The 14,357-nt window shown below is 40.7% G+C and carries 13 protein-coding genes; all 13 read left to right on the top strand.

Going from position 1 to position 14,357, the window contains the following annotated elements; all coding sequences use genetic code 11:
* Positions 1-14: 14 nt before the first annotated feature.
* The 13 genes from BM095_RS03270 (at position 15) to flgB (ending at position 14,357) form a co-directional block, all read left to right on the top strand.
* On the top strand, positions 15-1,403 hold the full coding sequence (locus BM095_RS03270) for a hypothetical protein (protein WP_091657303.1): 1,389 nt from the start codon (positions 15-17) through the stop codon (positions 1,401-1,403).
* Positions 1,396-1,695: an EscU/YscU/HrcU family type III secretion system export apparatus switch protein gene (locus BM095_RS03265; RefSeq protein ID WP_322787590.1), complete on the top strand. Its 300-nt coding sequence runs from the start codon at positions 1,396-1,398 to the stop codon at positions 1,693-1,695. The genes BM095_RS03270 and BM095_RS03265 overlap by 8 nt, the downstream gene beginning before the upstream one ends.
* Positions 1,696-1,715: 20 nt before the next feature.
* Entirely contained in the window at positions 1,716-1,898 is a 183-nt protein-coding gene (locus BM095_RS16480) for a hypothetical protein (RefSeq protein ID WP_091657301.1), read from the top strand.
* Between the two features lie 881 nt (positions 1,899-2,779).
* Entirely contained in the window at positions 2,780-3,940 is a 1,161-nt protein-coding gene (gene sucC, locus BM095_RS03255) for an ADP-forming succinate--CoA ligase subunit beta (RefSeq protein ID WP_091657299.1), read from the top strand.
* A gap of 19 nt (positions 3,941-3,959) precedes the next feature.
* Entirely contained in the window at positions 3,960-4,868 is a 909-nt protein-coding gene (gene sucD / locus BM095_RS03250; protein WP_091657296.1) for a succinate--CoA ligase subunit alpha, read from the top strand.
* 122 nt (positions 4,869-4,990) lie between these two features.
* Positions 4,991-5,821 (top strand): DNA-processing protein DprA, encoded by an 831-nt coding sequence (gene dprA, locus BM095_RS03245; RefSeq protein ID WP_245757785.1) that lies wholly within the window; start codon positions 4,991-4,993, stop codon positions 5,819-5,821.
* A gap of 246 nt (positions 5,822-6,067) precedes the next feature.
* The gene (gene topA / locus BM095_RS03240; protein WP_091657292.1) at positions 6,068-8,140 is read left to right on the top strand and encodes a type I DNA topoisomerase; all 2,073 of its coding nucleotides are present in this window, start codon (positions 6,068-6,070) and stop codon (positions 8,138-8,140) included.
* Positions 8,141-8,189: 49 nt separating this feature from the next.
* Complete coding sequence (gene trmFO, locus BM095_RS03235) at positions 8,190-9,542, top strand: FADH(2)-oxidizing methylenetetrahydrofolate--tRNA-(uracil(54)-C(5))-methyltransferase TrmFO (protein WP_143083171.1); 1,353 nt, start codon at positions 8,190-8,192, stop codon at positions 9,540-9,542.
* A gap of 70 nt (positions 9,543-9,612) precedes the next feature.
* Entirely contained in the window at positions 9,613-10,539 is a 927-nt protein-coding gene (gene xerC, locus BM095_RS03230) for a tyrosine recombinase XerC (RefSeq protein ID WP_091657291.1), read from the top strand.
* 2 nt (positions 10,540-10,541) lie between these two features.
* A complete protein-coding gene (gene hslV, locus BM095_RS03225) occupies positions 10,542-11,090 on the top strand; it encodes an ATP-dependent protease subunit HslV (protein ID WP_091657288.1) in 549 nt (182 codons plus the stop codon).
* Positions 11,091-11,128: 38 nt separating this feature from the next.
* Positions 11,129-12,529, top strand: coding sequence for an HslU--HslV peptidase ATPase subunit (hslU, locus tag BM095_RS03220; RefSeq protein WP_091657286.1), 1,401 nt, complete (start codon positions 11,129-11,131; stop codon positions 12,527-12,529).
* Between the two features lie 23 nt (positions 12,530-12,552).
* Positions 12,553-13,335, top strand: coding sequence for a GTP-sensing pleiotropic transcriptional regulator CodY (codY, locus tag BM095_RS03215; RefSeq protein ID WP_091657283.1), 783 nt, complete (start codon positions 12,553-12,555; stop codon positions 13,333-13,335).
* A gap of 629 nt (positions 13,336-13,964) precedes the next feature.
* Complete coding sequence (gene flgB / locus BM095_RS03210; protein ID WP_091657279.1) at positions 13,965-14,357, top strand: flagellar basal body rod protein FlgB; 393 nt, start codon at positions 13,965-13,967, stop codon at positions 14,355-14,357.

The following is a 14,357-nucleotide window of genomic DNA, read 5'->3' as shown; positions in this document are numbered from 1 at the left end:
ATGGGAGACCTAAAATGGAATCAATGAGTAGAATTACACCTTTTGCGGAAAGCCAAGCGTCCAAAATAAAACAGAGTCTTTTACGTTTGAAACCTGGTCAGATGTTTAGTGGAAGAGTGAACAAGCTATTTCCACGTCATACTGCTTCGCTTCGGTTAGGAAACATGAATGTAATCGCTCGTTTAGAAGTTCCCTTATCTGCAGGACAGCAATATTTATTTAAAGTGACGAAAAACGAAGGAATACCTAATTTGCAAGTGATAAGCAGTCTTTCCTCAAACAATGGGCATCATACCGATATATCTAGATTATTACACAAAGCAGGTCTAATAAATAACAACATGAATCAGCGGTTTGTGACATGGCTTCTCAAAGAACAACAACCTTTTTCGAGAGATTTAATAAATAAAGGAAGTAATTTAATGGAATCTCACCAACTGTTTAACAAAAAAGGATTACAAATTCTTCGAACGATGGAACAAAAGGGACTGTCGTTCACTCCCTCAAATTTTCAAGCAGTGGAAGCTGCGTTAAATAATAAATCGCTCTCCGCTCATATAGAGGATGTATGGAGCACGCTTAATCATTATACTAGCAAAGTACCCACCGAGTCGAAAGCACTTCATCAGCTGCAACAAGCGTTCATCCAGTCTGAAAAAGTATTCTCCTTACCAGAGTACATTTCAAACGAGAAGCAATATGAAAACAAGAACTCTCAAGAAGTGCGAGCTGCCGCCGACCACGTTGCTACAAAATCAATCATTAATGACGCAGGGATGCGGCAAAACAGCATGTTCCGTTTTTTATTAGCAGTCATTGATCAAATAGGCTATCATCACGAGTCTACCAACGCTAGAGATCAAAAAGGAGTGAACAAGGAAGGACGACATTTACAATTGAAGCAAGCCTTGTTTGAAAATTTACCCGATCTCCCCAAGTCGGTCAGAGTAAAAGCTGAGTCGCTGTTACACCGTATCACAGGTCAGCAGCTGTTGTCTCAAGAAGAACAAGGTTTATACCAACAAACTGTTATACAAATTCCAATAAAGATGGGTGAATGTTGGACAGATATGTCTCTTCAGTGGGAAGGAAAGAAAAATGAAGAGGGCGGTATCGATCCTGATCATTGCAGGATTCTCTTTTATTTAAAATTACCTTCCATCGGAGAAACGATGGTTGACGTTCAAATTCAAAATCGGATGATTGCCGTAAAAATTTTTAATGATAATGCTGAGCCTGCGTCAGTCCAGTTGTTGCAGCCGCTTTTAAAAAATCAACTAGAGTCTTTGCAATACAAATTAAGTTCGTTGCATTGGAAGAAAAATGATGAAAATAAAAAACAGTCCATGCATAAAAGGTACACTTCACCAGGAGAGAGAAGAGGGGTGGACATCCGTGTCTAAACTGGAGAGCAGTAAGAAGTTAGCTGTGGCAGTCGGATACGACAGTAATTCGGACAATGCTCCGTTATTAAAGGCAAAAGGTCAAGGTTATGTAGCGGAAAAGTTATTAAGTAAAGCGAACGAGAACGATATTCCGGTATATGAGGATCCTGCGTTAGCAGAGCTTCTATCTTCTTTGAATTTAAATGAATCCATACCGGAAGACTTATATGAAGTTGTTGCTGAAGTGTTCTCCTTTCTTTATCTCATTGACAAAAACGTTCATGAAACGACGACTCAAAGGGAAAAGTAATAAAAAAAGGAGAGATCAAGATGCCGCGTTTTCGTAGAGCTGTATTTAAAGATGGAAGGTCTTTAGATTATATGGAAGAAGCTGGTCATGAGCTAGGATTCTTCAGAAACCTCGAAGAAATTAAATCCTTGGCCGCCATAACCAATTTTTTTAAGCATAGGAAAGACAAGGACAAAGAAAAATCTCAAAACAAAAGCCAATAGAGAAAACGTAGCGAGGCTGGGACAAAAGTATTTAAATGAAAGATAAATCCGAACAACTTATGTTGTCGCTTTGTCAAAATACTTCGCTTTCCGCGGGCACGGCTTCAGCTTCCTCGGAAAGCGAAAACGGCTTTCTTGCGGGATCTTTAGCTCGTGCTGTTCCCGCTGGAGTCTACGTATTTTGACTACGCTGATACACTGCGTTTATGAAACGGGTGACTCCTTCAACATGTGATCGTTCGTCTTTAGAGTTGACTATTCTAGTTTTGTCCCAGCCTCGTTTTTAAAGGGAGCTGTATCAAATGCAGGGATATATCTACTTTAGGTGTCTTGCAGTTGAAAAACATGAAGACTCCTGCGGGACGCCGACTAAGGAATTGAACTTCTACTAAGATCGCAAACGTCTAATAATATGAATCTTTTGCTAAAAGCGCAAACGTCCTGTTTGCAACGCAAAAGTCAACGCGTCCTGCGTAAGTCAACGTAGAAGCCCCCACATCCTGTGGCAATAAGATCCCGCAGTGAGCGGGTTTTGCTCATGAGGAAGCTGAAGCGTTACCCTGCGGCTAAGAAGACACCGTGAAAGCAAACATAGTGCAGCTTGAACGGATGTCGCACTTGTGCCCGTGGTGAAACCGGAATGTTTTCAACGGAGTAACACCTTTTGATTCAGCCACACTTGACACAAAAGAACAAAATGTTTTAAAAACTTTTTTGATATAAAAAATAATTTATGACAAAATGTTGAATTTCCTCCATAAGTTTAATACGATTAAGGGTGTGTGAGAAACAATGGCCGTTGCACAGCCAGATTCCACCCGGTCCTTGCCAATGCGCATGAACGGACATTCGTAATGAATCGTTAGGAGGATGGAGAGAACATGAATATTCATGAGTATCAAGGGAAAGAGATCCTCAGAAAATACGGCGTAGCTGTACCAAATGGTAAAGTCGCTTTTTCTGTGGATGAGGCAGTAGAGGCTGCCAAAGAACTTGGCTCTGACGTGTCAGTCGTAAAAGCCCAGATCCATGCTGGGGGACGCGGTAAAGCCGGAGGCGTAAAAGTAGCGAAAAACTTAGATGAGGTAAAAGCTTACGCAGAAGAAATCCTCGGTAAGACGCTCGTCACTCATCAAACAGGACCTGAAGGGAAAGAAGTTAAGCGTTTACTTATTGAAGAAGGCTGCGATATCCAAAATGAATACTATGTCGGAGTTGTTTTAGACAGAGCCACTTCCCGCGTTGTCATGATGGCGTCGGAAGAAGGTGGAACAGAAATCGAAGAAGTAGCCGCAGAAACACCTGAGAAAATATTCAGAGAATACATCGATCCAGCTGTAGGAATGCAGGCTTATCAAGCTAGACGTCTCGCATTTAATATTAACATTCCAAAAGAACTTGTTGGACAAGCTGTCAAATTCATGTTAGGTCTTTACAAAGTATATGTAGAAAAAGACTGCTCCATAGCTGAAATCAATCCGCTTGTCACGACTGGTGACGGTAGTGTGATGGCTTTGGATGCTAAGCTGAACTTTGATTCCAACGCTATGTACCGTCAAAAAGATATTCTTGAGTACAGAGATCTGGAAGAGGAAGACCCGAAAGAAATCGAAGCTTCTAAATATGATTTAAGCTATATTGCACTCGATGGTAACATTGGCTGTATGGTGAATGGCGCGGGTCTTGCCATGGCGACGATGGATATCATCAAGCATTATAATGGAGACCCTGCAAACTTCTTAGATGTTGGCGGCGGTGCGACAGCAGAAAAAGTAACAGAAGCTTTCAAAATTATCCTCTCCGATGATCATGTACGCGGTATTTACGTGAACATTTTCGGAGGAATCATAAAATGTGACGTTATCGCAGATGGTGTAGTAGAAGCAACGAAGCAAGTAGGATTAGAGATTCCTCTCGTCGTACGGTTGGAAGGTACGAATGTGAAGGAAGGAAAAGAAATTTTAGAAAAATCCGGCTTAAACATAACAGCTGCTGATTCTATGGCAGATGGTGCACAAAAAATTGTATCTCTTGTGAAATAGAAAGGCGGGACGAAGTGAAATGAGCATCTTCATAAATAAAGACACGAAGGTGATAGTACAAGGAATCACCGGTTCAACAGGCTTGTTCCACACCAAGCAAGCAGTTGAATATGGAACACAAGTAGTCGGTGGAGTAACGCCTGGTAAAGGTGGAACAGAAGTGGAAGGAATCCCTGTATTTAATACAGTGGAAGACGCTGTAAAAGATACGGGAGCAAATGCTTCGGTCATATATGTTCCTCCTGCTTTTGCTGCTGATGCAATTATGGAAGCGGTTGATGCGGAATTAGATTTGGCTATTTGTATTACGGAAGGAATTCCGGTCCTTGATATGTTAAAAGTAAGACGGTTTATGGAAGGAAAGAAAACTAGGCTTGTTGGGCCTAACTGCCCAGGGGTCATCACTCCAGAAGAATGTAAGATTGGTATCATGCCTGGTTATATCCATAAAAAAGGTCACGTCGGCGTGGTCTCTCGCTCTGGTACCCTTACCTATGAAGCCGTGCACCAATTATCTACGAATGGTATTGGGCAATCCACTGCTGTTGGAATTGGTGGAGATCCAATCAATGGCACGAATTTCATTGATGTACTTAATGCATTTAACGAGGATGAAGACACAGAAGCTGTCATCATGATAGGTGAAATTGGGGGGACAGCTGAAGAAGAAGCTGCGGAATGGATCAAAGAGAATATGAACAAACCAGTTGTTGGGTTCATTGGCGGTCAAACGGCTCCTCCAGGAAAGCGTATGGGTCACGCTGGTGCCATTATTTCTGGTGGTAAAGGTACCGCTGATGAGAAGATTAAGACGCTAGAGGCATGCGGAGTTAGCGTTGCAGATACTCCTGCCGAAATTGGTGAAACATTAATAAGCGCCTTAAAGGAAAATAACATTTATGAGAAATGCTTAACACACCAATCATAAATACAAGATGGGAAAGGTGCGGGTCATCCGCGTCTTTCCTATCAATAAACTTTTCTGTGAAAAAGGAGTTGAAAACGTTTACTTTAGAAGAAAAGATTATCCATTTACACGAAGCCCCTTTTATGACATGGAAGAGAATGAAACGACTAATGAGGCATGATTCTACTCTCAAGTCGTTGTATGAGTGGTCTCCCCCCTTTTTTTCCCGTCTTTTACACTTATCGTCTTCTCAGGCCTTACATGTATATCGGTATTTACATGCTACGAACCCGAAACATATCCGCGATCAATACAAAACACGCAACATTGAAATAATAACCCCCCTTCACGAAGCTTATCCTAAACGACTTCTCCAAATTTACGATCCCCCGTGGGTGCTCTACGGAAAAGGGGATATTTCATTGCTTCATGCTTCCTCTCTCCTCGCAGTGGTAGGGACTCGAACTCCAACGGACTATGGAACACAAGCCTTAAAACACCTACTTCCTCCTCTGATAAAAAAGAAAGTTCCCATAGTGAGCGGACTTGCAACAGGTATTGATGGTCTCTCCCACAGTCTTGCCATCAAACATTCTGGAAAAACCGTTGCAGTGTTAGGGTCAGGGTTTGATTATATTTATCCTCGAGAACATAAAAAACTCGCTAATACCATAGCAAGTGAACATTTACTACTAAGTGAATACTCTCCTTCCACTCCCCCGAGAAAATGGCAATTCCCCGCACGAAACCGGATAATTAGCGGGTTAGCAGATCTCATATTTATTGTTGAAGCTGGAGAAAGAAGCGGTTCTCTCATCACAGCATATCAGGCCTTAGAGCAAGGAAAAGAAGTACGAGTATTGCCAGGGTCTATTTTTTCGCCTTATTCCAAAGGGACAAATACTTTAATAGAAGAAGGAGCTGCTCCTGTTTTAACCCCTGAACATTTATGGCTGGATATATGGGAGAACTGATTGGTGACACAATTGTCACAGTTATCACTAAAAAACAGTAATAAAAGAAACAATTGCAGGAATTTAAGCTAGACAGCGTACATAAACTGTGAAAAAATGATTGTGATTGTTTCCTAAAAGTGTTGAGATCCGAACCTCCTGTTTTTCACGTTGCTAGGAAAGATGTATATAATTTGACAACAAACCTAAAAATGGTTAATACTATTAGGAATTTGAGATATAAAAAAGGGGGAGGAAACAAAATATATGGCAGATTATTTAGTAATCGTTGAATCTCCCGCGAAAGCAAAAACAATCGGCAAATATCTCGGGAAAAAATACACGGTGAAAGCTTCAATGGGGCATCTGCGTGATTTGCCGAAAAGTCAAACGGGAGTTGACGTTGAAAATAATTATGAACCTAAATATATTACTGTTCGCGGGAAAGGCCCGATTTTAAAAGAGCTAAAGACGGCGGCTAAAAAGGTAAAAAAAGTATATCTCGCTGCCGACCCTGATAGAGAAGGGGAGGCAATTGCCTGGCATTTGGCAAACAGCTTAGGGATTGATACGGACTCGGATTGTCGAGTTGTCTTTAATGAGATTACGAAAAGTGCTATTAAAGAATCGTTTAAACATCCACGTCCGATTAATATGGATCTCGTAGATGCCCAGCAGGCTAGACGTATTTTAGATCGTCTCGTCGGTTACAACATAAGTCCGTTATTATGGAAAAAAGTAAAAAAAGGACTAAGTGCTGGACGGGTTCAATCCATTGCGGTTAAAATGATCATTGATAGAGAGAAAGAAATTAATGCGTTTGTTCCTGAGGAGTATTGGAGCATTGAGGGAGAGTTTAAACGTGAGAAAGACACGTTTCAAGCTAAGTTTTATGGTTTAGATGGCAAAAAGAAAGAGTTAAAGTCGAAAGAAGATGTCGATGATATTCATAAAAGAATGAAAGGAAAGTCATTCACGGTTCAGAAGGTAACACGGAAAGAAAGAAAACGTTATCCTGTTCAACCATTTACGACGTCTTCTCTTCAACAAGAGGCGGCTAGAAAGCTAAACTTTAGAGCTAAGAAAACAATGATGATTGCTCAACAACTCTATGAAGGAATTGACATAGGTAAAGAAGGAACCATTGGTCTTATTACGTATATGAGAACGGATTCTACTCGGATATCAGAAACAGCAAGAGCAGAGACGGAATCGTACATCATAGAGAATTATGGAAAAGAATATACCCGAAAAGAGCAAAGGAAGAGCAAAAAAAACACAAACGCCCAAGATGCTCATGAGGCGATTCGCCCGACTTCCGTGGTGAAAGATCCGAAAACAGTTAAATCTTATCTGAGTCGCGATCAATACAGGCTGTATAAATTAATTTGGGAACGACTCGTTGCGAGTGAAATGGCACCTGCTGTAATGGATACGATGTCTGTGGATTTAGAAAACAATGGTGTCCTCTTTCGAGCGAATGGTTCTAAATTAAAATTTGCTGGCTTCATGAAAGTGTACGTGGAAGGAAAAGATGACGAGAAAAAAGAAGAAGACCGGTTTCTTCCTGATCTTAAAGAAGATGAGAAAGTACAAAATGAAGAATTTAATGACAATCAGCACTTTACCCAGCCGCCTCCACGCTATACAGAAGCTCGGCTTGTGAAAACGATGGAGGAGCTTGGGATTGGGCGGCCATCAACTTATGCACCTACTCTAGATACGATTCAGCGGAGGAATTATGTTGCATTGGAAGATCGCAGGTTTGTTCCAACTGAACTGGGAGAAATTGTGTCAGAATTAATGGTAGAATTCTTCCCGGAGATATTAGACGTTGAATTCACAGCTAAGATGGAAAATGATCTTGACTATATTGAAGAAGGGCGTCAAAATTGGATTGAGATTATCGATAATTTTTACGAGGGCTTTGAGAAGCGCTTGAAAAAAGCGGAAGAGGAAATGGAAGAAGTAGAAATTAAAGACGAACCTGCCGGCGAGGATTGCGAGAAATGTGGTCATCCTATGGTGTTTAAAATGGGCAGGTACGGTAAATTTATGGCTTGTTCTAATTTCCCGGAATGCCGTAATACAAAAGCAATCGTCAAAGAAATAGGTGTAAAGTGTCCTAATTGTAAAGTAGGAAACGTAGTCGAACGGAAAAGCAAGAAACAGCGGAAATTTTATGGCTGTGACCGTTATCCAGAATGTGAATTCGTTTCGTGGGATAAACCTATTGCAAGGACGTGCCCGAAATGTGACTCCATGCTTGTGGAAAAGAAAACGAAAAAAGGAGTTCACGTGCAGTGTAGTCAATGTGATTATAAAGAAGAACCGAACTAGCAAACCGTAAAGATAAGATCCCCTTTTTCGAAGGGGGTTTTCCTTTGCAATGAAACGAATCGTAAAATTTTTTCTTTCAATTCTAGGAGGAATGAATATGGCATCGGAGAAAGTGACAGTAATAGGAGCAGGACTAGCTGGCAGTGAAGCAGCTTGGCAGCTGGCAAATCAAGGTGTACCTGTTCGTCTTTTTGAAATGAGACCGGAAAAACAAACGCCTGCTCATCATACGGATAAATTTGCTGAACTAGTTTGTAGTAACTCGTTAAGGGGAAACAGTTTAACAAATGCCGTTGGCGTCTTAAAAGAGGAAATGAGAAAGTTAGACTCGGTTATTATACATGCGGCGGATACAAGCTCCGTTCCAGCGGGAGGAGCCCTCGCTGTTGATCGTCATGAGTTTGCTGCCAAGGTCACAGAGTTGGTGAAAGGTCATGAAAATGTAGAAGTAGTCCATCAAGAGATTCCTGAGATTCCAGAAGGACCGGTGATTGTTGCTACGGGCCCTCTCACTTCTGAATCTTTATCGAAAGACATAAAAGCGTTAAGTGGAGAGGAATACTTATATTTTTATGATGCAGCTGCACCTATAATCGAAACTGACAGCATAGATATGGAAAAGGCCTATATTAAATCCCGGTACGACAAAGGAGAAGCTGCGTATATTAACTGCCCGATGAACGAGGAAGAATTTGATCGTTTTTATGAAGCGTTAACTTCAGCAGAAACCGTACCATTAAAAGAATTCGAAAAAGAAATCTTTTTTGAAGGGTGTATGCCTGTTGAAGTCATGGCTGGCCGCGGGAAGAAAACACTTCTTTTTGGTCCAATGAAACCTGTGGGTCTGGAGCATCCGGAAACCGGGGAAAGACCATATGCAGTCGTTCAATTGCGACAAGATAATTTAGCAGGCACGTTATATAACATTGTCGGTTTTCAGACACATTTAAAGTGGGGGCCTCAAAAAGAAGTGATTCGCTTTATTCCAGGTTTGGAAAATGCTGAAATCGTCCGCTACGGAGTCATGCATCGCAACACATTTATTAATTCTCCAAACTTACTTCACCCGACATACCAATTAAAAGAGAGAGAAGACCTTTTTTTCGCGGGTCAAATAACGGGAGTGGAAGGGTATGTAGAATCAGCTGCTGCTGGTCTAATAGCTGGAAGGAATGCAGCAAATCTGTATCATGGAAGCCCGCTTGATGTTATGCCGGAGGACACTGTTATCGGTGCACTTGCTCAATATATTACCACGGCAGATCCAAATAACTTTCAGCCTATAAATGCAAACTTTGGGCTATTACCTCCACTAGATAGAAAAATAAAAAATAAAAAAGAACGAAATGAACAGCTGGCAGAAAGAGCACTGGGGTCCATTCAGAATTTTATGAAAAAATAATTAACTGTCTTGCTAACTGGCGGGGACTATGTTAAGATTTAGTAGCTTTTTAGTACGAGGTGACCGCTTCATGGCAGAGGAAGAGTTTAACACTTTTTTGACAAATTTTTTGCGATACTTACAAATAGAAAAAAATGCTTCAGAATGGACATTAAAGGCCTACACCAAAGATATTGATGATTTCTCTTCTTTTCTACAGTCGGAAGAGATATCATCACCTGCTGAAGTAAATATGAATGTGGCTCGTCTCTATTACAGCCACTTGTATGACCGGAAACTAAAACGGGCTACAGTGGCAAGAAAGATATCATCCCTACGTTCTTTTTTTGCGTTCTTGAAACGAGAGGATCATATTACTGTGAATCCTTTTTTTAGTGCCAGTATGCCAAAAAGAGAAAAAAAACTTCCTCATTTTTTATATGATAACGAGTTAGAACAGTTATTTTCCTCTTTTGATACCAACAAATTACTCGATCAAAGAGATCTTGCTATTTTTGAAGTGTTGTATGCAACAGGGATTAGAGTAAGTGAATGCTGCCGTTTGAGGGTGGGCGACATAGATGAGGAATTAGGCACCGTCCTGGTCAAAGGGAAAGGGCGAAAAGAAAGGTTCGTTCCTGTTGGAAGCTTTGCATTAGAAGCGATTGACTATTATAAACAACATGCAAGAAAGCAATTAGCAAAGAAGCAGAAGAAAGATTCATCCGCCGCGTTATTTTTAAGCAGCAAAGGTGCCGCTCTTACAGAAAGAGGGGTATATTATATTGTCAATAAGCGAGTGAAAGCTGTATCTCAATCTTTAGAGATATCCCCTCATGATTTACGACATACTTTTGCCACGCATTTATTAAACAATGGTGCTGACTTGCGTAGTGTACAGCAATTACTCGGTCATGAGCATTTATCGACAACTCAAATATACACCCACGTTACAAAGGATCGATTGAAAAGTGTGTATGAAAAAGCCCATCCGCGTGCGGGAAAGAAGGGAGAATAAAGATGGAATCGTCCTTTCACGCTACAACTATTTTTGCAATTAAGCATGAAGGAAAGGGAGCTATGGCAGGGGATGGCCAAGTGACATTTGGAGAAGCTGTAGTGATGAAGCATACGGCAAGAAAGGTACGTAAAATTTTTAATAACCAAGTATTAGCTGGTTTCGCAGGTTCAGTCGCGGACGCCTTTACGTTATTTGATATGTTTGAAGGAAAGCTTGAGCAATGGAATGGTAATTTGCAGAGAGCAGCCGTAGAGCTGGCAAAAGAGTGGCGAAGCGACAAAATGCTGCGCCGTTTAGAAGCGATGCTTGTAGTTATGAATAACGATACATTGTTACTTGTAGCCGGTACAGGAGAAGTGATAGAACCAGATGACGGTATCATTGCTATTGGTTCTGGAGGTAACTATGCTTTAGCTGCCGGAAGGGCCTTAAAAGAGCATGCACCTCATTTAGATGCCAAGACGATAGCTGAATCTGCACTAAAGACGGCAGGAGATATTTGTGTATATACCAATGATCAAATAATAGTAGAGGAACTTTCCGAATAACACATGAGATGTATGGTAATTAGGAAAGGATGAAGAAAATGGAGACGTCACTAACGCCGAGGCAGATTGTTGATAAACTAGATCAATATATTATTGGTCAAAAAGAGGCAAAAAGATCTGTTGCGGTAGCCCTACGTAACAGATACAGGCGCAGCAAGCTTGATGAAAAACTACAAGAGGAAATCACCCCTAAAAACATTTTAATGATCGGCCCCACCGGAGTCGGGAAAACGGAGATAGCTAGGCGTTTGGCGAAATTCACGGGTGCCCCTTTCACCAAAGTGGAAGCAACTAAATTTACAGAAGTTGGTTATGTAGGCCGGGATGTTGAATCAATGGTCCGTGATTTAGTTGAAGCCTCCGTACGATTAGTCAAAGAAGAGAAAATGAAATCTGTAAGACAAGAAGCGGAAAGACAAGCGAATAAACGGCTAGTCAAACTGCTCGTACCAGAACAAAAGAAACAGCAATCTTATAAGAATCCTTTTGAAATGTTGTTTCAGCAGCAGAATCAAGAGGCAAACGCAAGTGATGAAAATGAGCGTCAGGAAGATCAACATATTTCAGAACGACGCCGTCAAATCGAACATCAGCTTTCTTTAGGCGAATTAGAGGATAGACTTGTCACGATAGAAGTGGAAGAACAAGCCTCTCAGATGATGGATATGTTTCAAGGCTCAGGTATGGAACAAATGGGTATGAATATGCAAGAAATGTTCGGAAACATGCTACCGAAAAAAAAGAAAAAAAGACGACTCACTGTGGCTGAGGCTCGCCCGATTTTAACGGAGCAAGAGGCACAAAAATTAGTCGATATTGAAGAAGTGAGCCAACTTGCAGTTTCGAGAGCGGAGCAGTTGGGTATTATCTTCATAGATGAAATAGATAAAGTTGCCGGGAAGTCACAGAACAGTGCGGACGTATCGAGAGAAGGCGTACAGAGGGATATTTTACCTATTGTAGAAGGTTCCGCTATTAATACCAAGTACGGTCCAGTTAAGACGGATCATATTTTGTTTATATCAGCAGGCGCATTTCATATGTCCAAACCATCTGATCTTATTCCGGAGCTCCAAGGAAGGTTTCCTATTCGAGTCGAGCTGGACAGTTTAGGACCGGCAGAATTTAAAAAAATCTTGATGGAAACCGACCAAGCATTAATTAAGCAATACCAAGCTTTATTACGTACTGAAGGTATAAATGTGGAATTTTCTGACGAAGCTGTTGATAAGGTCGCCGAAATCGCGGAGGACGTCAACCAACATACCGAAAATATTGGTGCGCGCAGGTTACACACATTGTTAGAACGTTTGCTCGAAGACCTTTCTTTCGAAGCTCCAGAGATAACAATGGAGACAATAACTATAACACCAGAGTATGTGGAGGAAAAACTTTCCACTATTGCAAAAAACCGAGACTTAAGTCGATATATTTTGTAGTAAATACAGGAGGAGACAAAAAAATGGATTTATTAACGAAGAGTCGTAAAATCAATGATATGTTGCAGAAAGCAGGAGGAGACAGTGTAAACTTTACCGACATGGCGGAAACACTTCGTGATGTACTTAGTTCAAATGTCTTTGTTATCAGCCGTCGCGGTAAATTACTGGGCTATGCTATTAAACAAGAAATAGAGAATGAGCGAATGGAAGAGATGATAAAAAATCGTCAGTTTCCTGAAGAATATACTTCCGGTTTGTTCGAAGTGTCAGAGACATCCTCTAATCTTACGGTAGAAAGTGAATATACTGCCTACCCAGAAGAAGACAAAGAACTATTTCGTGATGGCTTGACTACGGTGGTTCCTATTGTTGGTGGCGGACAAAGACTAGGTACACTTGTACTGGCACGTTTGAATGATGAATATGAAGATGATGATTTAGTCCTTGCCGAATACGGAGCTACGGTGGTTGGTATGGAAATCCTTCATGAAAAAGCCCAAGAAATTGAGGAAGAGGCTCGTAGTAAAGCCGTTGTTCAAATGGCAATTAGCTCCTTGTCTTATAGTGAGCTGGAGGCAGTTGAACACATTTTTGAAGAACTCGATGGTAAGGAAGGTCTTTTAGTCGCTAGTAAAATTGCAGATCGCGTAGGGATTACAAGATCTGTTATCGTAAACGCACTCCGTAAACTAGAAAGTGCAGGCGTCATTGAATCCCGTTCACTAGGAATGAAAGGAACTTATATTAAAGTATTGAATGATAAATTCCTTGTTGAGTTGGAGAAGATTAAAGAAAATAGTTAGAGTCGTTCCTGCTTAAAAACCCTACAGATAAGAAGAAGCCACGTCTATCCAAGAAAGGTCGTGGCTCCTTTTCATCTTTCGCGTACATGCCCACTACGCGCTCTTCCACTGAACTTGCCTTCAATCCTTTCATACCATTACTTCTCACTTTTTTGCACATGCTACTTACACCCCCTCTTTTTTATCTTCTTGCCTTAACCTTTCATTATTTCAGTCTATTCATATAACATTTATTTTGTGGTTACAGAGAGAGCATGAAGAAATGTTAACAGTACGTAGAACTATAGTTACGGTCCATATATTTAAATGAGTAAGCCCGTTAAAAATGGCGATTCGAATGTAAATAAAGGGAGAATATTTTATTAATATAGGAAAAAGAAAGCAAAGACGTAAAATTTAAATAGTCAAAAAGCCTAGTTTAACAAGTGGTTCTTTTATCTTGATTGTCTGTATTAGGTAAAAATGTTGTAGACATATTTACCATAATTTTATACAATGAGTTAGGATTAGGAAGGAATTCTTAAATTAAGACATAATATGACAATATTTACTGGAATTTAAAGAAATTCACATTTTTTTCATGACAAAAGTTGAGGTACTTATGCGATAGTTAAAAAGGAGGGGGATGTATGAATTTATTTAATTCCACATCACTTCAGATGTTAGAAAAAGGAATGGCGGGGGCGCAATTGGAACAACGGGCTATTTCTCAAAATATTGCGAATGTCGACACTCCTAATTATAAAGCGAAACGTGCTCAGTTTCGTCACGCTTTAGACAATGCATCACACCGTTTAGAAGCAGAACGAACCATGCCGCAGCACATAGAATTCGGCAAAGCAAACGGACAAGCCTATGTTTCTGTCGACAAATCGACTGATTATAACCATAACGGTAATAATGTCGATATCGATAAAGAAATGTCGAACCTTGCAAAAAACCAAATTTTGTATAATGCACTTGCTGATCGAATTAGCAGTAAATATGGCAGCTTAAAAACAGCTGTGAAAGGCGGACGATGA

This window comes from Alteribacillus iranensis (assembly GCF_900113025.1).
Classification (GTDB): Bacteria; Bacillota; Bacilli; order Bacillales; family Marinococcaceae; genus Alteribacillus_A; species Alteribacillus_A iranensis.
This window is presented reverse-complemented; position numbering and strand designations above follow the sequence as displayed.